Origin of the sequence: Gluconobacter sp. DsW_056 (assembly GCF_002153595.1) — a bacterium.
In the GTDB taxonomy this organism is placed as follows: domain Bacteria; phylum Pseudomonadota; class Alphaproteobacteria; order Acetobacterales; family Acetobacteraceae; genus Gluconobacter; species Gluconobacter albidus.
In genome coordinates this window covers 126,564-146,961 of the sequence record NZ_JOPF01000008.1, presented here as the reverse complement: position 1 = coordinate 146,961, position 20,398 = coordinate 126,564, and the positions used below count along the sequence as shown (strand labels likewise).

General features: G+C 62.2%; 23 protein-coding genes and 1 pseudogene. 12 read left to right on the top strand and 12 right to left on the bottom strand.

Translation table 11 applies throughout. From position 1 onward, the window contains the following. The first annotated feature begins 78 nt into the window (after positions 1-78). Positions 79-489, top strand: a complete 411-nt coding sequence (locus HK22_RS06955) for a hypothetical protein (RefSeq protein WP_086648768.1) — start codon at positions 79-81, stop codon at positions 487-489. Positions 490-518: 29 nt separating this feature from the next. Here the strand turns inward: HK22_RS06955 and HK22_RS06950 are convergent, their stop codons facing one another. Both HK22_RS06950 and HK22_RS15505 read right to left on the bottom strand, forming a co-directional pair. Then, entirely contained in the window at positions 519-902 is a 384-nt protein-coding gene (locus tag HK22_RS06950; protein ID WP_369827216.1) for a hypothetical protein, read from the bottom strand. A gap of 12 nt (positions 903-914) precedes the next feature. Continuing rightward, positions 915-1,007: pseudogene (locus HK22_RS15505) on the bottom strand (zinc-ribbon domain-containing protein); the annotation flags it as partial. A gap of 123 nt (positions 1,008-1,130) precedes the next feature. Between HK22_RS15505 and HK22_RS06945 the strand changes: the two are divergent. The 8 genes from HK22_RS06945 (at position 1,131) to HK22_RS06910 (ending at position 8,288) form a co-directional block, all read left to right on the top strand. Then, the gene (locus HK22_RS06945) at positions 1,131-1,832 is read left to right on the top strand and encodes a cell division ATP-binding protein FtsE (RefSeq protein WP_086648766.1); all 702 of its coding nucleotides are present in this window, start codon (positions 1,131-1,133) and stop codon (positions 1,830-1,832) included. After that, the gene (locus HK22_RS06940; protein ID WP_086648765.1) at positions 1,829-2,737 is read left to right on the top strand and encodes an ABC transporter permease; all 909 of its coding nucleotides are present in this window, start codon (positions 1,829-1,831) and stop codon (positions 2,735-2,737) included. Before HK22_RS06945 ends, HK22_RS06940 begins: the two co-directional genes overlap by 4 nt. After that, positions 2,734-3,327, top strand: a complete 594-nt coding sequence (locus HK22_RS06935; RefSeq protein ID WP_086648764.1) for a YdcF family protein — start codon at positions 2,734-2,736, stop codon at positions 3,325-3,327. The genes HK22_RS06940 and HK22_RS06935 overlap by 4 nt, the downstream gene beginning before the upstream one ends. A gap of 45 nt (positions 3,328-3,372) precedes the next feature. Further along, complete coding sequence (locus HK22_RS06930) at positions 3,373-4,122, top strand: 1-acyl-sn-glycerol-3-phosphate acyltransferase (RefSeq protein ID WP_086648763.1); 750 nt, start codon at positions 3,373-3,375, stop codon at positions 4,120-4,122. A 249-nt stretch (positions 4,123-4,371) separates the two neighbouring features. After that, the gene (locus HK22_RS06925; protein WP_086648762.1) at positions 4,372-5,430 is read left to right on the top strand and encodes a DUF2125 domain-containing protein; all 1,059 of its coding nucleotides are present in this window, start codon (positions 4,372-4,374) and stop codon (positions 5,428-5,430) included. 219 nt (positions 5,431-5,649) lie between these two features. Beyond that, positions 5,650-7,089, top strand: a complete 1,440-nt coding sequence (locus tag HK22_RS06920) for a cytochrome ubiquinol oxidase subunit I (protein ID WP_062033084.1) — start codon at positions 5,650-5,652, stop codon at positions 7,087-7,089. Between the two features lie 5 nt (positions 7,090-7,094). Then, positions 7,095-8,120: a cytochrome d ubiquinol oxidase subunit II gene (gene cydB, locus HK22_RS06915; protein ID WP_086648761.1), complete on the top strand. Its 1,026-nt coding sequence runs from the start codon at positions 7,095-7,097 to the stop codon at positions 8,118-8,120. 18 nt (positions 8,121-8,138) lie between these two features. Then, positions 8,139-8,288 carry a DUF2474 domain-containing protein gene (locus HK22_RS06910; RefSeq protein ID WP_086648760.1) on the top strand — a complete coding sequence of 50 codons (150 nt, stop codon included), beginning with the start codon at positions 8,139-8,141 and terminating at the stop codon, positions 8,286-8,288. A gap of 59 nt (positions 8,289-8,347) precedes the next feature. On the opposite strand, the gene gloB is transcribed toward HK22_RS06910, so the two are convergent. Continuing rightward, positions 8,348-9,064: a hydroxyacylglutathione hydrolase gene (gene gloB / locus HK22_RS06905; protein ID WP_086648759.1), complete on the bottom strand. Its 717-nt coding sequence runs from the start codon at positions 9,062-9,064 to the stop codon at positions 8,348-8,350. A gap of 40 nt (positions 9,065-9,104) precedes the next feature. Here gloB and HK22_RS06900 point away from each other — a divergent pair, with 40 nt between their 5' ends. The 3 genes from HK22_RS06900 (at position 9,105) to HK22_RS06890 (ending at position 11,498) form a co-directional block, all read left to right on the top strand. Further along, positions 9,105-9,821, top strand: coding sequence for a class I SAM-dependent methyltransferase (locus tag HK22_RS06900; protein WP_086648758.1), 717 nt, complete (start codon positions 9,105-9,107; stop codon positions 9,819-9,821). A 79-nt stretch (positions 9,822-9,900) separates the two neighbouring features. Further along, entirely contained in the window at positions 9,901-10,578 is a 678-nt protein-coding gene (locus tag HK22_RS06895) for a phosphatidylserine decarboxylase (protein ID WP_062033099.1), read from the top strand. 14 nt (positions 10,579-10,592) lie between these two features. Then, entirely contained in the window at positions 10,593-11,498 is a 906-nt protein-coding gene (locus tag HK22_RS06890; RefSeq protein WP_062033103.1) for a phosphatidylcholine/phosphatidylserine synthase, read from the top strand. 86 nt (positions 11,499-11,584) lie between these two features. Here HK22_RS06890 and HK22_RS06885 read toward each other — a convergent pair whose 3' ends face one another. The 9 genes from HK22_RS06885 to HK22_RS06845 all read right to left on the bottom strand — a co-directional run bounded on the left by HK22_RS06885 (position 11,585) and on the right by HK22_RS06845 (position 20,397). Next, positions 11,585-12,520, bottom strand: coding sequence for an ROK family protein (locus tag HK22_RS06885; RefSeq protein ID WP_062033107.1), 936 nt, complete (start codon positions 12,518-12,520; stop codon positions 11,585-11,587). Between the two features lie 165 nt (positions 12,521-12,685). Continuing rightward, positions 12,686-13,171 (bottom strand): NADH-quinone oxidoreductase subunit B family protein, encoded by a 486-nt coding sequence (locus HK22_RS06880; RefSeq protein WP_198945500.1) that lies wholly within the window; start codon positions 13,169-13,171, stop codon positions 12,686-12,688. Beyond that, the gene (locus HK22_RS06875) at positions 13,168-14,634 is read right to left on the bottom strand and encodes a hypothetical protein (RefSeq protein WP_233142456.1); all 1,467 of its coding nucleotides are present in this window, start codon (positions 14,632-14,634) and stop codon (positions 13,168-13,170) included. The genes HK22_RS06880 and HK22_RS06875 overlap by 4 nt, the downstream gene beginning before the upstream one ends. Further along, positions 14,604-15,692 (bottom strand): hypothetical protein, encoded by a 1,089-nt coding sequence (locus tag HK22_RS06870; RefSeq protein ID WP_086648756.1) that lies wholly within the window; start codon positions 15,690-15,692, stop codon positions 14,604-14,606. The genes HK22_RS06875 and HK22_RS06870 overlap by 31 nt, the downstream gene beginning before the upstream one ends. Continuing rightward, positions 15,692-16,213, bottom strand: a complete 522-nt coding sequence (locus HK22_RS06865) for a hypothetical protein (RefSeq protein WP_062033118.1) — start codon at positions 16,211-16,213, stop codon at positions 15,692-15,694. The genes HK22_RS06870 and HK22_RS06865 overlap by 1 nt, the downstream gene beginning before the upstream one ends. Continuing rightward, on the bottom strand, positions 16,210-17,079 hold the full coding sequence (locus HK22_RS06860; RefSeq protein ID WP_086648755.1) for a hypothetical protein: 870 nt from the start codon (positions 17,077-17,079) through the stop codon (positions 16,210-16,212). The genes HK22_RS06865 and HK22_RS06860 overlap by 4 nt, the downstream gene beginning before the upstream one ends. After that, a complete protein-coding gene (locus tag HK22_RS06855; RefSeq protein ID WP_233142455.1) occupies positions 17,079-18,317 on the bottom strand; it encodes a hypothetical protein in 1,239 nt (412 codons plus the stop codon). The genes HK22_RS06860 and HK22_RS06855 overlap by 1 nt, the downstream gene beginning before the upstream one ends. A gap of 110 nt (positions 18,318-18,427) precedes the next feature. Continuing rightward, positions 18,428-19,273 carry an aldo/keto reductase gene (locus HK22_RS06850; RefSeq protein WP_062033130.1) on the bottom strand — a complete coding sequence of 282 codons (846 nt, stop codon included), beginning with the start codon at positions 19,271-19,273 and terminating at the stop codon, positions 18,428-18,430. A 35-nt stretch (positions 19,274-19,308) separates the two neighbouring features. Next, positions 19,309-20,397, bottom strand: coding sequence for an aromatic ring-hydroxylating dioxygenase subunit alpha (locus HK22_RS06845; RefSeq protein WP_086648754.1), 1,089 nt, complete (start codon positions 20,395-20,397; stop codon positions 19,309-19,311). Between the last annotated feature and the right edge of the window lies 1 nt (position 20,398).

The following is a 20,398-nucleotide window of genomic DNA, read 5'->3' as shown; positions in this document are numbered from 1 at the left end:
TAGTCCGAAGTGAACCATTCGTCCGATTTCAGTGACGAACACTAACTCCCGTTGCCGGACCACTGGAAGCCATATCTCATGGACATGCAGCCCCCACCCCATATCACGGACCGCCTCCTTGGTAGCAGAAGCCAAAGCGAGTCATCGCTCACAACATCCTCAATGATCCGGATGGGCGTGTGGTCAGTCTGCTATTTCGCCTTCTATCTGGCCCAGCAGGTTGCGGAACTTCTGGCTCCCCTGCTGCTGATCCTGGGGCTGGGCTGGTACATTCTTCCCCATATCGTCAATGCAATCACAACCAGCGCAGCCAGTGCCGATCCGCAAGCGCGTGACATCATGAACCACGTAGCCGGAACCCTTCCAACCCATCTTCAGATCGGCAGCCATCTCGTGACGCCAGGTTCCCTCATTTTTGACGGTATTCTGCTCATGGCGGTAGCCGCCATCGGCGCCACGATCTCAGCTCTCGCCGCCCGCAACATGTAAAACAAGGCGGCCGCAATTCAGCCTGGGGCTCAGTAAAAATGTCCGCCCCCCGGGAGAAATCCGAACAGGCCCGCTCCCTTGCAGTACCACAATGCCGCAACTCCGGAGCCTGCCAGAACAAGACTGGCACCCCAGGCCGCGGCCCAGAGCCCGGTAGACCCGATCATCGACGGGCCACTCAGATCAGCCGGTGCCTGCACGTCACCGGGTGAACGGGAATGCAGAACAGCTGAACGACGCGCAATATTTCGCCCGGCCATCGCCCCGGTGGCGCGGAACGTTCCTTCCGTCCCGGACGCGGGCTTCTCTGCCACAACCGGCTTCCCGGCGCTTTCTTCTTCCGGAACTTCAAAAACAGTCGGCGCAGCCTCAGAAAGCACTTCGTGCGACGTCGTCGCCACGGGCGCGGCCATTTCCCAACTGTCTCCGCAATTGGCGCACCGCAACCGCTTGACCCCTTTTGCCATCGCCTCCGGCACCTCAAAGACCGCATGACAATGGGGGCATTCAATGCGCATTCAATCAATCCCTTCGACAGCTGGCTCCGATCCGGCCTAGCCTGAGCCGTGTGCTTGCCTGTTATGACGAAATGATCGTTATTAAATGGTTAATAGATTGCTCCACTTTTCAATGAAAGCATCATGATCCGCCTCCTGAATGTCTCGATGATGCCCCCCGGCGTAGGACAGCCGGTCTTGCGGAACCTGACCCTTTCCGTGCCACAGGGGGAGTTCCGCTGGCTGCTCGGACCATCCGGCGCAGGCAAATCGAGTCTTCTGCGCCTCCTGACACTGGAGACACGCCCGTCCGCCGGTCAGATGGACCTGCTTGGCGTTTCCGTCACACATGCCAGCCGCGCGACCCTGCGAAACCTGCGCCGAAGAATCGGCTTTGTTCCCCAGGACTATCGCCTGATCGGGGAATGGACAGTGTTCGACAATGTGGCGCTTCCGCTCCGTCTGCGCGGCGCCTCCGAACGCGATACCAGGCGGGAGGCTTTCGCCGTTCTGGAATGGCTGGACGTCGCGCATCTGGCCGACAAACGTCCGGGAACCCTTTCGGGCGGCGAACAGCAACGCACCGCCATTGCCCGCGCCCTGATCGGGCGTCCTGAGCTGCTGCTCGCAGATGAACCGACCAACGCGCTGGAAGATGCGCAGGCCCGGCGGCTTCTGACGACATTTCAGGAACTGATCGAAATGGGTACGACCGTCATCGTCGCCACCCATAACGAGGCTCTGGTCCGCGAAGCCCCGGCAGCCTCGATCGTTCTTCAGGACGGCACGATCGCAAATACCGACATTCAGGGCGGGATGTCCGTGCGACGGGGAGAACGCTCATGAGCGCTCCGGTCTCCCCCGGGCTGCGCTCGGGCAGCCTGCCGCTTCTCGTCGCACTCATGACGCTGCTCGCAGGCCTTTCGCTCGCCGGCCTGGCAGGCGTGCAGACCCTTGCTGAAAGCTGGTCCGGCGCCGCCCGCAACGCAACCACGATCGAGATTCCGTCCGATACACCCCAGCTCGCAGACCGTACCCACACCCTGATCCAGACCCTGACCAAAACGCTAGATGTCACAACCGTCCGTGAACTCTCCACCAAAGAGGTCCAGACCCTTCTCGCCCCCTGGCTGGGGCAGGTCTCTGAAAGCGCAGGCCTTCCCGGCCTCTCATTGCCCGTGGTCCTGATCGTCGCCCATACCGGCACTCCCGATCTGGGCACAATCGTACAGGGCGTCCTGCCTGAAGCCGTGGTGGAAGAAGATCGCCGCTGGGGCGAGCGCCTCAACGGCCTGGGAAACAGCCTGATCGCCTGCGCCTGGCTGGCCGTGAGCCTCATTGCGGCCATTGCGGTCCTTTCGGTCGGCATGACCGTCCGTCGCTCCGTCATGGCCCAGCGCAAATCCGTCGAAATCGTCCATTTCCTGGGTGCCGGAGACTTGACAATTTCCAGTCGGATCGCAGGACGGGCCGCGCTGCTCAGTCTCGCCGGAAGCCTCGTCGGCCTGCTGCTCCTGAGCCCGGTCATCACCATGCTGGCCCGGAAACTTACACCCTTTTCACATAGCACGCCTCCCGCCGCCTCTCCCCCCAGCACATGGGACGCCTTGATCGCCGCATGGTGGAGCACCCTGCACGTCCTGCCGCGCATGCTCCTCGAAGAACTCGGCGCCCTGCCCCTGATCGCCGCCGGCCTGGGCTGGCTCACCGCCCAGACCGTCGTGCTGGTCTGGCTCCGGCGCCTACCATGAAACGCCTCTTCCGGGCATGTCTGGCCCTGGGAGGGCTCTGGCTGGCGGGCTTCGCCTGGTTTATTCAGGACGCCAGCAAGCCTCCCGTCACTGCCACTGTCTGCGATGGCATCGTCGCACTGACCGGCGGAGAGCAGCGCGTCGATACAGCCATTACCCTGCTGCGGGGCGGATACGGACACCTGCTGTTGATTTCAGGTGTTGGCCCCCACGTCACGCTGCAACATCTCCTGCATCTTCAGCAGGAATCCCTGTCCTCGCCTCTGGCCCCGCGCATCACTCTGGGGCGCCGCGCCACCAGTACGATCGGCAACGCCCACGAAACAGCCGAGTGGGCAACAGAAAACCACCTCCATCGTGTTCTTGTCGTCACCGCCGGCTATCACATCCGCCGCGCCGTTCTCGAAATCCACAGGACGGCCCCCGACCTGGACCTCATGCCCTACCCCGTCGTGCCACTTGCCCTGCAAGGCACCCTTTCCTACAAAATCCTGTTCCTGATGTTTCGGGAATACAACAAGCTGCTCGGAGCCGAAATCGGTGTCCTGACAGGCCTGCCAGATGGTCGCGAAGGACTGGATGGCGCCTGACAGCCCTTGTGCCTGCCCCCGTTTTCTGGTGTGCAGAACACCATGATGAGCATTCTGCGCGGCGTCCTGTTCAATCTCTATCTCTTCTGGATCACCCTGTTCATGGGCGTCGGAACCATTCCGATCCGCCTGATGAAAAATCAGGATCTGGCTCTTTCGTATGCAAAACTCTGGGCACGAGCCGTTCTGTTCGGCTTTACCCGCATCTGCTCGGTCCGGATCGAGATCACCGGCCAGGATAACCTGCCGCCCGGTCCGCTGCTGATTGCCTCGCAGCACCAGTCCTTCTTCGATGGCTTCATCTGGATGACGCTGGTTGACCGCCCCGACTATATCATCAAAACGGAACTGACCCGCATTCCCGTCGTCGGCCCGATGCTGCGTCTGACCGGCATGATCTCCGTTGACCGGAAAGCCGGATCAAAAGCCCTGCGCACCATGATGCAGGATGCAAAATCCGCTCACGACGCAAACCGCCAGATCATCATCTTCCCCGAGGGCACCCGCACCCTTCCCGGCGAACGTCGTCCGATCCAGCCCGGTATCGTGGCTCTGGCCCGGCAGGCCAACGTTCCCGTCGTGCCTGTCGCAACCGATTCAGGCCTCTTCTGGGACCGGCACCCCTGGCTCAAACGTCCGGGCGTCGTACACGTCGTGATCGGCCAGCCCCTCCCGCCGCGGCAGGAACGCCGAGCTTTGACCGAAGGACTGGAGAGCGCATGGGACGAACTGTGTACAACCCATGCGTTGCCCCGAGATCCTGTGGATAACTCTGTGGACCCGGGAAAAATCTGACTGATCAGCAAAAAACTGAAATCTTTCGACGATCTTGTAAAAACAGGATACTTCTGGCGTCCTATCATTAACAAATTCTCCATATCCTTTGATTTTCTGCGGTTTTCATTGCCACATCAGCTTCAGGGCGTTTCTGAAAAACCCTCAGGCAGGCGCATTTTCCCGCATTCCCAAGGCACTCTCCACGGCTGGGGATAAAACAGACGGGGGTTGACCAATCCCGCAGCCAATCCCGAAAAGAGATGCTCAATGGATCGCTTGTTCTTTACTGTCCGTTACAGCAGATACGCTGTGGTATTGATTGCCATTCTCACAATATCGACCCTCCTCGATACACTCTGCTGGCATCACACCGTCCACAGACTGGAAACCGTCGCCCACACCGCCATCGCCACTGCACGCAAAAACGGCTGGACCGTTAACACGACTCCGTCGCACAGGGGCGGCTGGCCGTTCGGTGCATGGGTGGAACTGGACCGTCTGGACGCCACACATCCAGCATCGTCCGGTGCGCCCTACGATGCTGGGTGGGCCGCAGAGCATCTCCGCCTTGGGGGATCATGGCCCTTTTTGCTTGGCGCGGAACTGCCGGTTTCCCTGACAGGGCATCAGGCTGCGCGACTTGTCCTGAATAATGCGATCCTGACCTTTGTGACTGCAGACCTTCAGATTCGTTTCAAAAATCCACGGGATCTGCGTTTTTCCGTCTCACAGCTTAAACTGGCCTTCTCCGGGCGCTGGCCTGACAAGCAGATCTTCGCAAAAAACCTCTCCGGACACCTCATCCGCTTTCCCGAAGCCCTGGCCGATGCAACACGGCTTGGCATAGACGCAAAAGCAGTTGATCTGTCAGGGTTTCCATTGCCCTATGGCGCCTCCGTCGACCTCCATCAAATGCATCTTGCGCTTGCCCTGACAGCATCCGACGCCTCCACAGAACTCTCGCTTCTCGACCCGAGTTCGTACGGACGCCTTCTGCTTCAGGACGCCTCGGCCTCGCCAGCTTCCACAAACAGCCGCATCATCCTGTCCGGCGCCATGGCACTCCCGAGCCGGAATGGCACGCTCACTCTCACCGTGATCCAATGGCAGACCCTCGCAGACCGGCTTCTGGCCCAACCTGAAATAGAGTCGCACCTCGCACCGGACCTTCAGGTCGCTCTCCGCAAGGCTCTGGAAAAAGCTTCCACCCGACAGGCTGGAAACGGACAGCCACTTTCGATGGCGATCCCTATCGTCAACGGGGAGATCCTTCCCGATACGCAGGCGTTTTCCGCGCTTTTCAACGGAAAAGCTCCTCTCCCCTGAGAGCTGCCAAGACCCGAAGCCGCCGGTTGATTTCCATCAAAAACACCACCTGAACACAGAACTTTCTCTGGCCAAACACGTTCTGGAGGTTCAAAAGACGGCGACACACGAAACGATCACAACTTCGTTACTCTCGTTCTGCGTGCGTCAGACCCCTTGGGGAGCGACATTGCTTCTGACGGGATCTGCCACTCGCCATCTATCCAGAAGGCAACCGAAATGTTTGGCCTCTCGGCTTTATTCCTGGCGCGGTTCCAGTTCGCGTTCACGGTCGGGTTTCACATCGTGTTCCCGGCCTTCTCGATCGGCCTCGCAGCCTATCTCGCTGTTCTTGAAGGACTCTGGCTCAAGACAGGCCGCAGTGCCTATCTGGACCTTTTCAAATACTGGCTGAAAGTTTTCTCCGTCGTCTTCGGCATGGGCGTGGTCTCCGGCCTCGTCATGTCCTACGAGTTCGGAACGAACTGGTCGGCCTTTTCGCAGAAAGCAGGTCCGATCCTCGGCCCGATGCTGGCCTATGAGGTCATGACGGCCTTCTTCCTTGAAGCCGGCTTTCTCGGCGTCATGATGTTCGGCCTCAACCGCGTCGGCAAAGGCCTGCATTTCGCAGCCACCTGCATGGTCTCGATCGGCACGCTGATTTCCATGAGCTGGATCCTGTCCTCCAACTCATGGATGCAGACACCCCGCGGCTACCGCATCGACGAAGCAACCGGCCGGTTCCTGCCCGTTGACTGGTGGCAGATCGTCTTCAACCCGTCTTTCCCGTACCGCATCGTCCATATGGGCCTCGCAGCGTTCCTGTGCGTAGCGTTCATCGTGGCCGGCGTCGCCGGATGGCATCTGCTCAAGGCCCGTCGTGAAGGCCGTCAGGCGTCCGAACAGGTCCGCCTGATGTTCTCCATGGCCATGTGGATGGCTGCCATCGTCTCCCCGATCCAGGTTCTGGCCGGTGATACGCAGGGTCTGAACACGCTGGAATACCAGCCCGCCAAAATCGCCGCCATCGAAGGCGACTGGGAGTCCGAAAGCCGCGCGCCGGAGTTGCTGTTCGGCATCCCGGACATGAAGAACGAGACGACACATTACAAGATCGCCATCCCCTATATGGGGTCGCTGATCCTGACTCACAGCCTCGACGGTAAGGTTCCGGGCCTGAAGGACTTCCCCAAGGAAGACCGTGCCTATTCCCCACTGCTGTTCTTCTCGTTCCGCATCATGGTGGCCCTGGGCATGCTGATGGTGCTGGTCGGTCTGTGGTCGCTGTATCTGCGGTGGAAAGGCAAGCTGTACGATACGCCGCTGCTGCACCGGGTTGCCCTGTTCATGTCCCCGGCAGGCTTCCTCGCCCTGCTGTGTGGCTGGGTTACGACCGAAGTCGGCCGTCAGCCCTTCACTGTCTATGGTCTGATGCGGACCGCCGACAGTGTCTCGCCGATCGCCCTGCCGAGTATCGCAACGTCGATGATCGCTTTCATCATCGTCTATTTCATCGTGTTCATGGGTGGCATCACCATCCTTCTGCGGACCTTTGCTGAAGAACCGCATGCGGACCAGCATGGCCCCGCCGAGGACCAGCCCCAGCGTGCCGCAGGTACAACACAGGTCTCTCATCAGCCCCCGTCCAGCCCTGCGGCCGGCGCTGGCATGGCGGAGTAAGAACCATGACAGAAACAGCCGGCTTCTGGCTTCCGGTGGTCTGGGCGCTGCTCGCAGCAACCGCCATCTTCCTCTATGTCTGCCTTGATGGTTTCGACCTCGGGATCGGCATCCTTTTCCTCAAGGAAAAGGACCACGATCACCGCAACCTCATGGTCAACACGGTCGCCCCTGTCTGGGACGGCAACGAAACCTGGATGATCTTTGGCGGCGCAGCGCTCTACGGCGTCTTCCCTGTCGCGTATGGCACGATCCTCCCGGCGCTCTATCTGCCGATCCTGTTCATGCTGCTGGCCCTGATCCTGCGCGGCGTGTCCTTCGAATTCCGCTTCAAGTCGGAATCGCCCATGAGCCAGTTCTTCTGGGACACGTCGTTCTGCGGCGGCTCCATCGTGGCGGCGTTCATGCAGGGCGTCATTCTGGGAACACTCGTTCAGGGCATCAAAGTCGAGAATAACGTGTTCGTCGGTTCCAGCTTCGACTGGTTGACCCCGTTCGCCCTGTTCTGCGGCCTCGCCGTCGTCATCGGTTATGCGCTTCTTGGCGCCACATGGCTTCTGTGGCGCTGCGAAGGCGAACTGCATGATGCGATGCGCCGGATCTCCTTCGTCCTCGGCGGCCTCATGCTGGTGACGATCGCGCTCGTCTCGGTCTGGACGCCGATGCTCCACACCACCTACATGCAACACTGGCTGGACATGCCGCAGTTCGCTCTGGTAGCGCCGGTTCCGGTTGCAGTCCTCGTGCTGGCAGCAGCACTGTTCCTTGGACTGCGCAACCCGCGCTCGCACCTGCTGCCGTTCATCGCGACACTGGGCCTGTTCTTCCTGTGCTTCAGCGGTCTGGGCATCAATGTGTGGCCCTATATCGTGCCACCGACCATCACCATCTGGCAGGCATCCTCCCCGCCGGAAAGCCAGACCTTCCTTCTGGTCGGCACGATGTTCCTCCTGCCGCTGATCCTCTCCTACACTGCCTATTCGTACTATGTGTTCCGGGGAAAGATGTCCGCCGGGCACCACTATCACTAACGGCGAAGGACCAGACCCATGCGCATCGAATACGGTCAGCCGGACGAGAAACCGGGCTTCCTGAACTGGATGAAACGCGTGGGCTGGTTCGTAGCAATCTGGGCTGGCGGCGTCGTTGTCGTAGGCCTCGGCGCCGAATTGCTTAAAAAGGTCATTTTCGGCTGGTAACAACCTGACAATGCCCCAAAAAAAGCCCCGTCTCTTGCGAGCGGGGCTTTTTTGTTCCTTCAGAACGTATCCTTTTCCCTGCGCAGCCGCGCGAAGGTCTCAACATCCGGCGCAAGCAGAAACGGGTTTGTCCTGCGCTCCACGCCCAGCGCCACGGGAAGCGTCGGCCGCCCGGCTTCCAGCAGACGTTCAACTTCCCCGGCCCGCGCCTTCAGGGCAACATTATCCGGATCGACATGCAGCGCGAACGCCAGGTTCGAGCGCGTATACTCATGCCCGGCACAGACAAGCGTGCTGTCTGGCAGACTGTCATAGCGGTGCAGGCTGTCGAACAGTTCCTGCGCCGTGCCTTCCAATAACCGCCCGCAGCCGAGACTGAACAGCACATCCCCGCAGAACAGCGCCGGAACCTCGTCCGCAACATACGACACATGCCCCACCGCATGACCCGGCGTGGACAGAACCCGGATCTGCGTGCTCCCCAGAGAAACGACGTCCCCACCCTCAACGGCGTGATCCAGCCGGGGGAGCCATTCCTGCTTCTGGCGCGGCCCGTAAACCTGCGCGCCATAGCGCTCCCGCAATGCCTCCGTCCCGGCCGTATGATCGGCATGATGATGGGTCAGCAGGATCATATCCAGCTGCCCTTCCCCGATTTCGTCGATTATTGGCCCGGCCTCTCCGGGATCCACGAGGGCCCGCACGCCCTGCGGCGTCGTCAGCAGCCAGGCATAATTGTCCGACAGAACCGGAATCGGCTTGATATCAAGTGGCATGACTGTTCCCCTTGGACTGTCCCGCTGATGAGGTACCTGCATGCTGACGTCCCTGGCCCGCATCCGTTCCGATGATGCCGCCACTTTCTATGAAAGCCGACAGGGACAGCGCACGGCCCTGCTCCTCAACGAGCGCCTGCGACGCATCATGCCCCCCATGCGGGGGCGACGCATTCTCGGCATAGGCTACACAGCGCCCTATCTTCCCGAAAGTGCCGAATTCGCAGTCTCCGCGCGCCTGCTTCACGCCCAGACCCAGAAAGCACGTCACCCATCCTCGAGGGACTGCATCGTCGACAGCGGTCGCCTGCCTTTCGACGACCTTTCGATGGACGTGGTGCTTGTGGTTCATGGCCTCGAATTCACACGTGTCGCGCCGGATTTCCTGCGCGCCATCTGGCGCACCCTCACCGATGACGGCGTCCTGATCCTGATCGTGCCCAACCGTTCAGGCTACTGGGCGCATACCGATGCCACTCCTTTCGGCCACGGCATTCCCTATAGCAGCCGCCAGTTGACCCGCCTGCTCGACCAGACCCTTTTCCGGATCGACCATCACTCAGGGGCGCTGATGGCGCCCCCCGCCGCTCTTTCCGCCACACATGGACGCCTCGTGGAGCGGATCGGGCACGGGCTGCGCCTGCCCTGTGGCGGCGTTCACCTCGTCACGGCCCGCAAGAATGCCTATGCCGGAACACCCCTGATCGACGACAAACTGGCCGCCCCGCTTCCCCAACAGGTACCCAGACCCGCCTGAAGCAGAAAACCTGCCCGAAAAACGCCTTCTTTGTGGCGAATTCTTGACCCTCCCGCCGTGTGCCGTAAGAGTGCGTTCCATGTCGCTGATCCAGTCCTTCAAGCTCGTCCTGTCGCCGCCGCACCGCGCCGCGACTCCCTTCCTCCTCGCCGGTTCGTTCGTCGGGCTGCTCGGACGGGCCACGCCCTGGCGCGCCACGCGCCTGCTGGGCAATGCAGGTATCGCCTTCACGGCGTTCTGCCTGTACTTCTTCCGCGATCCCAAACGCACCCCGCCGCCGCGCGCCGATCTGGTGCTGGCATCCGCCGATGGCCGCGTCACATCCGTCGCCCTCGTCACGCCGCCGCCCGCGCTGGAAATGGGACACACGCCGGTCTGGCGCGTCTCGACGTTCCTCTCGGTGCTGAACGTTCATATCAACCGGATGCCCGCCGCCGGTGAAGTGACAAAGATCGCCTATCACGCTGGCAAATTCCTCAATGCCAGCCTCGACAAGGCGTCAGAACACAACGAACGCAACGAACTGCGCCTGACGCTGCCGGATGGCCGCAATATCGGCGTGGTCCAGATCGCTGGCCTGATTGCACGCCGCATCCTGTGCTTCGTCGAGGAAGGGGACCGCATGGAAGCGGGGGAGCGCTTCGGCCTGATCCGCTTCGGCTCCCGCACCGACGTCTATCTGCCGCCCGGCGTCGAACCTCTGGTTGTGGAGGGGCAGACCATGGTTGGCGGCGAAACCGTCCTGGCGACGCTCTGAGCCAGACGCCATACATGACCACGCCTCCGACGGTTGACCCCACCCGCGAACCCGCCCAGTCCGTTAGCGCCTCTGGCCGAAAGCGTCGCATCCGGCGCAGACTCCGCCGCATGGGGCGCAGCCCCCGCACGCGGGTGCGCGGGCCGTCGTTCAACCGCCTCATCCCCAACATTATGACGATGCTCGGCCTCTGCGCCGGGCTCAGCGGCATGCGGTTCGCGCTCGAACACCAGTTCGAACCCGCGGCCGTAGCACTCCTGATCGCCGCCTGCATCGACGGGCTCGACGGACGCATCGCGCGCCTCCTCAAAGGCGCCACCCGCTTCGGCGCGGAATTCGACAGCCTGTCGGACTTCGTCTGCTTCGGCGTAGCACCGTCCTTCGTCCTGCTGATGTGGTCCCTCGAACATGCCGGACGCTATTCTTTCGTCCCGTGCATCCTGTTTACGGTCTGCATGGCCCTGCGTCTGGCCCGCTTTAACGCGAGCCTCGATGACGACGACAAGCCGGAATATTCCTACAGCTTCTTCACGGGTGTCCCGGCCCCTGCGGGCGCCGGGCTGGTACTGTTCCCGGTTTTCCTCGGCCTCGAAGCCGACCGCCTCCATGCCGAAGGTCTGGCCGCGTTCGCCCGCCTGCCTCTCGTCTCGGCCGTCTGCCTGATCGTCACGGGGCTGCTGCTGGTCTCGACGCTTCCGGTCTGGTCGTTCAAGAACTTCAAGGTCCCGGCGCGCTACGTCCTGCCCCTGATGCTCGGGACCGGCCTGTATGCGGCCCTTCTGGTCGCGGACCCCTGGGGCGCCCTTGCAGGTGCGGGACTGCTCTATATCGCGATCCTGCCCTTCTCCCGCCGCTCTTATCACCGCCTGAAACTTGCGGCGGAAGAGATGTCGGAAACGGTGGAAGAAGAACCCGCCTGAGAGCCCGCCTGAGAGCAGGAAATACCAACAAAAAAAGGCCGCCCGGATATCCGGGCGGCCTTTTTCATGTCCGATACGCGACAGGCTTATTCCGTCACGTCCCACAGCCATGCCGCACCACGCACACCAGAGCTGTCACCATGCTTGTTCCGCACGATCGGCGTTGTGCAGACCGGCGTAATGACATGCTTGGCCAGAAGCGGCGGCACGCGCTCATACAGCGTGTGAAGGTTGGAGACGCCGCCACCGAGGACGATCACATCCGGATCAAGGAAGTTGATAACCATGGCACAGGCCCGGGCAAAACGCTCGGTGTAACGGCCCAGCGCCGCAATTGCAGCCTGATCGCCATTGGCTGCAGCCTCTTCGATCCCAGCCGTATTGCGATGGCCCGGTCCTTTCCAATCCGCGGCAAGTGCCGGGCCCGAAAGGTAGCGCTCCATGCAGCCCTTGTTCCCACAGAAGCACTCGCGCGCCGGCGCATCTTCTTCCGTCGGCCAGGGCAGAGGCAGATGCCCCCATTCACCGGCAATATGATGGCGTCCCTCAAGCACGCGGCCATTATTGACAATACCCGCGCCCATGCCCGTCCCGATGATCACACCGAAAACGGTCAGCATGCCCTTGGCCGCACCATCGGCAGCTTCAGACAGCGCAAAGCAGTTGGCGTCGTTTTCCGTCCGGACCGGACGGGCCAGCGCGGCTTCCAGATCATGCCCGAAAGGCTGGTTGTTCAGCCAGGTTGCATTGGCATTCTTGATCAACCCGCTCTCTGGCGAGATTGATCCCGGAATCCCGATGCCCAGAGTGGAGGTATGCTGCCCCGCCGAGACGCGGTGGCTCGGCACCGCACCCAGACGGTGATCCACATCCGCAACCAGATCCCGGATCGCCAGAACGGCCTCGTTATAAATACCGGGATTGGCAATCCGTTCCCGCAGGACGAGATCGCCCGAACGATTCAGAACCGCGATTTCGATCTTCGTGCCACCAAGATCAATTCCAAGGCGATAATCAGCCATCTCAAGCCCTGTGCTCTGTGCGGCGACCTGAACGACAGGCGGCCGGACCTCATGGAAAACGCATCCAGTGCGCCCGTCTGCTTTAACGCGAAACCGTGTCACGACAAGCCGTCCGAAGACAAAACTTCGTTGTTTCAGGCAATTTCCAGTTTCAGAATATCGCGATCAGACCCGCGCCAGCTCCTGAAGGGCCTGCAGGATCTCCTGCGGCGCGGGAGGACAGCCCGGAATCGCACGCAGCACCGGCGTCAGGGCCTGCAAGCCGCCCAGCGTCGCATAACTGGCCGGAAACGGCCCTCCATCGACCGCACAGGCCCCCACCGCAATCAGGCTTCGGCCCGGTGGCATTGCCCGCCACACCCGGTCCACCATCTCGGCACAGACCCGCGTCACCGCGCCAGTCAGCAGCAGCCAGTCCGCATCCGCCGGATCGCTCACACAAACAAAACCCGCCTGCTCCAGAGCGAAAGCACTGCCTTTCAGGGACTCGATCTCCATGAAGCAGCCCTCGCATCCCCCTGTCTCCAGCACATACAACCCGATCGGACGCTCACGCCCCACAGACACCCCCTCTGTGGAGGGACGCCAGCGCCGCGCATCCATGAAGGCGTAAAGCAGGCTCAGAGGTCCCGTCCTTCGCAGAGCGTTCACAACGCAATGCCCGCTGGAGAGAGCCCGATCGAGCCCAGAGCTGCGGGTACCCGCTCGATGGGACAACCCCGCAGCATCGCCCCCAGAACCGGTAGAACCGATACACCCGGATCGCGGACATGCAGGTTCTCGATCCGGCCGTTTTTCAGCCGTACCCAGTACCACACATCTCCGCGTGCCCCCTCGGCCACGCCAATGCCCTCATCCGTACGATCCGGCGCGGGCTCGTCATCCTCCAGACCGATGCTCCCCAGAATCCGTTCCATCAGCTTCAGCGAATCTCTGATTTCCGCAAGCCGCAATCCGTCACGCGCCCGGGCATCGCCCCGGCTCGATCCCGTCGCCCGCAGTGCCTCCAGCCGCATTCCGGCTTCCCGCCGCCGCATATCCATGCTGCGGCCGCTCGCACGCCCCGTCACGCCTCCAACGGCAAAACGCTCGGCCAGCCGCACATCCAGAACCGCAAACCCGTTCAGACGGGACGCAAAGACCCGGTGAAGCTCCTCCAGTGCTGCAAGACGTGGCTGCATCGCCGCATGAACCGCCTGCGCCAGCGGGACGATCTCCAACCCCTCGCGAAAACCACCACAACTCACCGTATCCATCAGACGACGCGACACGCCCTGCTCCGAACAGGCCTGCGCAATGGCTTCACGCGCATGATCGCAATGTGTCGCCAGAAGCTCCGCATCCACACCCCGCGCCGTCCGGGCCATGTCAAACAGATGGAGCGACATCCGCTCGATCTCCAGCAGGATCATCCACACATCCCGAATTCCCGGCCCCGGAACCTGCCCCCGCGCCTGCGCCACAGCGCGCGCAAAGGCAAGAGGATGCGCCACAAACGCACCCGCCGTCATCCGCGCCACGAGGAACATGGCCTCTTCCGGTGTCTTCCCCAAAAGACGGGACACCACCCCCCGATGCGCCCCGCCCGCGCAGACATCCACAGTCCGGACTTTCCCTTTCAGAACTTCGAAAGACAGGTCCAGAGGGCCACTCAGCCCCGTCTGCTCCGGACGCAGAAAATGACTCCCCGCGAGTGGACGCAGACCACCCGACGCCGGTCCCGGACGGGACGACAACGGCCATGTAGACGTCCATCCGCCTTCATCCAGCGCCGGCATTCCGTTGCCACACGCCTCCATGGCCTCGACGCCATACAGATCATACGAGACGCGCTCACCCCATTCCGCCCCGGCAAACCGCGATGAAGGTGCCAGATACCGGCGTTCTTCCACAATCGTGCTCGCCAGAAGCGGACAGTCCCCCTCCAGCAGCAGGACATAGGCGCAGGAATCATTCGCCCAGCATGAAATCAGCGGCAGCGTCGCACCCGGAGCACAGAGCATGTCGCTCCACTGCGCAGGATCGAGATGATAATGCGACAGCGCCACACGTTCTCCACTACGGATGATCCGCCCCATGCTTTTCATGGCCGCCACCCCGTCATCGGATGCCACACCAGCAATAGCGGACCACACAGCCCGCCCAGCAGCAGCACAGCCTGCGTCACCGCGACAGTCCCCCGCTCTCCCCGCCCGAACGCCGGCAGCAGCGTCATGGAACGCACGGACCACAAAGCAGGCAGCAGACACAACACCAGCAGAACCAGCTGTGCGGTTTCAAGCGACCGCCCGATCCCGACCAGCGCACAGAACACCGGCCATGGTGCGGCTCCTGCCCCGATGACCTCCGCCCCTTCGGCCTCGTGCAGATCCAGAACGGCCAGTCCGAGCGCGGACAGAAGCAGCAGGACGAGCGCCGGACCTTCGCCGGTCGCGGCCGCAACAGCACCCAACGCCGACAGCATCGGCAGAGAAATCGTCCGTCCCGTCGAACGTGACAACACCAGCATGAGGAGTGTTCCAAAGCCCGCAACCAGCATGAGCAGATGAACCAGCGGATACACACTCAGACGGAACATCAGCATCAGCGCCGCAAACCGCAGTCCCGTATCCAGAAGCGCCGCCTCCGGAGCAGGCGCGGGTGACGGTCCCAGACCCGCCACCATGCACAGCCCGACCGTCAGCAGAACCGCCCCCAGAGACGACTGCTGCATCGGCAGAAGCGACGCGCCCAGAAGTCCCAGAACCACGCCCCCGAGCCGACTGCGCGCGATGTCCCACACAACCGCGGCCTGACGGGGACCACGCCCCTCGCGCCACGCCAGAAGAACCGTTCCCGCGCCACACAGGATCGTCACCGCGAACGCCGAATGGACATTCAGCGCCAGCAGCGCGCATCCCGTCACCAGAAACGGCAAAATCCGTCCGGTCCGGTCCCGGGCCTGCGGGAGAAGAAGCGGAATGGCCGTCACGATGCAGGAACACGCAGCGGCCAGCGCATCCGTGCCCGGCATCAGCCACACGGCCAGCGGCGTGATGACAAGTCCGGCCACGGCAAATGTCCGACTGCTGGCGGACTGCCGGTTTTCAGGCGTCAGACACAGCAGAAACGCTGCCAGAAGCGGCCAGACGGTAACGGCAAACAGCGTACCGACGGGTGCGAGCGGATGCATCAGACGTCCTCCACCCGCCGCCATGCCAGACGCGGCAGCAGCGTGATGCCCAGTGCGGCCAGAACACCCCACAGACTCAGAGCAACGGCAAAAAGCGGCCATGAATTCAGAACGCAGGCGACAACAACCAGTCCGTCCGCAGCGCGGAGCAGTCCAGTGAACTGAACCAGCGGCGTTCCCCAGGCCGCGCCACACAATCCTGCCAGAACCGCGCCCGCACCCAGAACCGGAGCAAGTCCCAGACCCGCCCCTGACAGACCAAGCGCCAGAAGCAGGACAAGCGTGCCCACAACCGGCAGAACAGCGGCCCGATCCGGCGCTTCCGGCGCAAAGCGCCTCAGCCAGATCCACGCCAGGACGTTCAGTCCGATCAGCGCCACGGATGTCAGCAGCGCCATCAGTCCCGAGCAGACCGTCGCCCCGGCAAATGCGCAGACTGCCCCGTAAAGCGGCAGCCCCCGCCCGTCTTTTCCCAGACCCGCAAAAGCCAGCAGAAGGAGAAGTCCGAACCCAACGATCATGTGCCAAACCTCCCCGCCAGAGCCAGAAGAAGCGCCACGCCCGCAAACAGCGCCGTCAAACGTGCGCTCCGCTCCTGCGCCATCAGTCTCAACCCGACCGCCACGCCCACAGCCAGCGCCAGCCGTGCGACAAGCGCAACCAGCCCGAGCCACCAGCCCTGAACGCCTCCCTGCGCGAGCCCCACGCTCACCGGCCATGCCAGATCAGCCAGCAGCAGCAGCCATGCACAATTCAGCACATCGGCGATGCAGCGCGCCGCCTCGCGCTCCTGCCGGCCTCGCAATCCAGACAGCATCTCCGTCACGTCCTCGGAACGCAGCGGAGGACACGCAATCCCCAGAGCCAGCGCACAGGCGGCAAGCGCTCCCTCCAGACCGGGTTCGGGCTCGATATGCAACATCGCACACAGCCCCCCGAGGCCATCCGTCCCCGGAGCAGCCAGCGCGATCAGAGCCTCCGTCAGACAGAGCAGCAGAACCGCCGGCCCCAGCCGGGACGCCTCTCCCGACAGAACGCCCGCCCCCAGAAATCCACGTCCCATCAACAGCATCAGGCCCATGACGAGCGGGTCCGCAAACGGGGACAAGACTGATCCCGTAGTCACCGCAGGCAGACACACGAGCGCCAGAACCCCCACGGTCAACGCGAGTGCAGGACGTCCCCCCAACGGACTCCGAAGCACGTCTTTCCAGAAACGCCCTGCACCAAAAAGGCGAAACTGCACCGCGCCTCCCGACCGGCCAGCCAGCCAGAATGGCAGACTGTCCAGACACCATCCCAGCACAGGGACCAGAACAAGCAGCAGCCCCACCTGAAACAGGGCTTCCAGAACTGACAGCGCGATCAGTCCGGCTTCATGCGCCATCACGTCATCACTCCCAGCACCGCGAGGACGAGCCCGAGAAGAACAAGCCAGAGTCCCACGGCCCCCTGCCGCAGATCGGGCAAAACGGGCGCTTTCATCTCTCTCAGCGCCCTGAACCGTACCCGCCCCGACACGATAAGACGCCGCAGGCTCCAGCCCAGAGATGGCGCCTCTTCAAACAGGGCATCGCCTGACGAGAGCAGCCTTGCCAGCGCCGGAGCAAGTGTGGAGGCCGCCTGAACGATCCCGCCAATACTCCGCCAAGGACGCACAAGAACGATCCAGATTACGGCTCCGACCATCACGAAGGCCATCAGCCGGAAATGGGAGCCGTCGCCCGCACCGATACTCCAGATGGGCCAGACCCATTCTCCTCCCACAACGTGCAACGCAGGGCTTGTCATCCCGAACACCAGAGCCGGCAGCAGCAGGCTTCCAGCCCCCAGCAGCAACACGAAAACCCCGGATACGGCCACCTGCACCGCAGACATCTGCCGTCCCACGGCGAGCAGATCGGACAGCGCCAGAACGCCGAGAAGCAGCGCCACCGCCACGCCAAGCACGCTCCAGCCCTCGACACCCGCGGCCAGGCCCAGCGCGGCATGAATTCCGAGCCACAGCACAACCAGTCCCGGCAGAGGCGGAAACGGCAGGCGCAATACGGCCAGCATCGGAAACCGGAGCCCCAGTGATGCCGTCAGAGCCAGCGTGACAAGATCAAGAAGCGTGGCTTCCAGCGCAATCCGGGCACAGACCGCCAGACCCTCGCCCTGCGCCGCCACCACCAGAACCATCAGCAGAACGGGACGCAAAAGCCCCAGATTTCCAGCCCGATGCGCTCCCAGAACGGACCATCCGATCAACCCGAGCATACACAGGCCCAGACCCGCAACCAGCTCGGCCGACACGACGTCTGAAGCATGCCACACCAGCGACACCCCCAGAATGCTCATAACGGCAGAACAGCCCCCGTCCCTGCGACGCACAAGCGCAGGCCAGAACAGAACAGGCAGCAGCCCCAGCAGAACAGGCGTCTGGGCAGGGAACAACACGCTCAGCAGCAGAACCGGAACGCTCCACACCGCCGGGCAGGCATCGCGCTCCTGCGCTGCAATTACACCCAACGCAACGGCCAGAACAGCTGGCGAAAGCGCCAGTACCGCAGCCAGCGCCGCCAGACATACGGTTACGGCCTGCCCGAACCGCCCCGGCTGAAGCGCCAACACACAGGCAGGCACAACCAGAACCGCGAGGCAAAGGGAAACCGGATCAGTATGGAACAGGGACGTGAAAATATGCAGGGCGCGGTCCGCAGGTTAGGGAGAACGGACCGCAACCATCACGACCGTCAGATCATGGCGAGAGATAGCTTGCGTTTCGGAGAAGGGAAAGCGCCGTCAAGCGTTTTGAGATCCGCATCCGTCAGGCTGATCTCCAGACTGGCAAGATTTCCCGCCACATGCTCCGGAGAAGCGGCCTTCGGAATGGCCAGAACATTCGGCCGACGCAACACCCAGGCCAGAGCAATCTGCGCCGGATCGGCAGGCCCAAGCGACGTCTCATGCCGTGATGCCACCTCTCTCAGGGCCGGATGCTCCAGAAGCTCCCCACCCTGCCCGAGCGGCGAATAGGCCATCGTCACCGTTCCGGATTTCAGATCATGCTCCAGAAGATCGAACTCCGTCCCGCGGTGCTCCAGATTATACAGAACCTGATTGACCAGACAGTTCCCGGAAAGGTTTTCGACCTCTTCCATGTCATCGACATCGAAGTTCGATACGCCCCAGCCCCGGATCAGACCATCGTCCTTCAGATCCTCAAAGGCCTGGATTGTCTCGTCAAGCGGCGTCCCCCCGTGCCAGTGCAGCAGATACAGATCCAGCCAGTCCGTATCCAGATGCTTCAGGGAACGCCGGCACGCCTCATGGACTCCGTCATAAGACGCATTGGACGGCACGACCTTGCTGACGAGATAAACCTCGTCGCGCACATCCGCGATGGCTTCCCCGACCAGATCTTCCGAGCGGCCGTTGCCATACATCTCGGCCGTATCCACAACCCGCAGACCAGCTTCAAGCCCTTTTCGCAGGCTCTCTATCTCGCTGCTGCGCCGTGAAGCGCTGTCGCCGATATTCCAGGTTCCCAACCCCAGTGCCGGAACCGTAACACCATTCCTGAGCGTGACTGTTTTCATGACCGTCTCCTGTCCGTATCCCCAGACCCATGTCTCTAGACAACGACAGGATCAGCCGTCTGTTCCCTCACAATTCCACTGACCTTCAGAAGGTCGCGCAGCTTTCGCACGATGGGGAAAACCTCGACGTTGTGATCGCCCCCCAGGTCCCGCCAGGCACTCTGCTCCAGTTCCATGATCTCCCGGTCTTCTTCAAAGATCCGGTTCGTGAAAACGCCCAGCGCGGGCCAGATCATATCAATCAGGAATGGGGTTTTCGGACGCAGCACCGAGAGCAGACCAAACGTCTGCGTGCTCATGCCATCGGCACTGTCCGGAACATAAACACTGAACAGCTCCATAATCAGATCGCCGTCCTTGTCATGGATTTTCAGGCTTTGATACGGATAGGTCGTGCGGATACTGACGATTTCCTCAACCGGCTGCTCCCGGCCCGGATCATCGTGGTGCTTGCCGAAAATCAGCCGCTCCGCCAAAGGCTGCTGGGTGCCGCTGCGTGCGAAACTGTAGCGCGCCTCAATGAAGCCCTCGCCCGCATCCTGCCCCAGAAAACGCGCCTTGATCTGCCCCATCTGGCGGCGGTGCAGGAACTGATGGTTCATGTCCATCAGGTTTTCATGCATGAACGTGTAATGGCATTTCACGATAGGGCTGAAATGCCGCGTCTTGAATGCCGGATTGTCCACCTGCGCCAGTGGCGGCAGGGGAACGCTGTCCGCTTTCGCCGCATCCCCGGGAAAAATGAAAATCATGCCGCCCGCTTCACGGCAGGGATAGGTCCTCACACCGTTCGGAAGCTTGCCCTTGCCCAGATACGGCACGTCGATGCAGCGCCCCGAACGGCCATACGCCCAGCCGTGATAGCAGCACTGAACAGCCTCACCGCTGACCTTGCCCAGACTGAGCGGAACCTGCCGGTGCGCGCACCGGTCTTCCAGCGCAAACACGCTGCCTTCTGCAGGCCGTACCAGCGCAATGGGATGACGTCCGAACCGACGCCCGATCGTCTTCCCGCGTTTGAGATCCCTCGACCACGCCAGCGGATACCAGAAATCAGGATTGATATCGACGCGACGCAAATCGGCTTTCAAAGGATCGGGGGAAGAATTCGTGGGGTCTGGCACA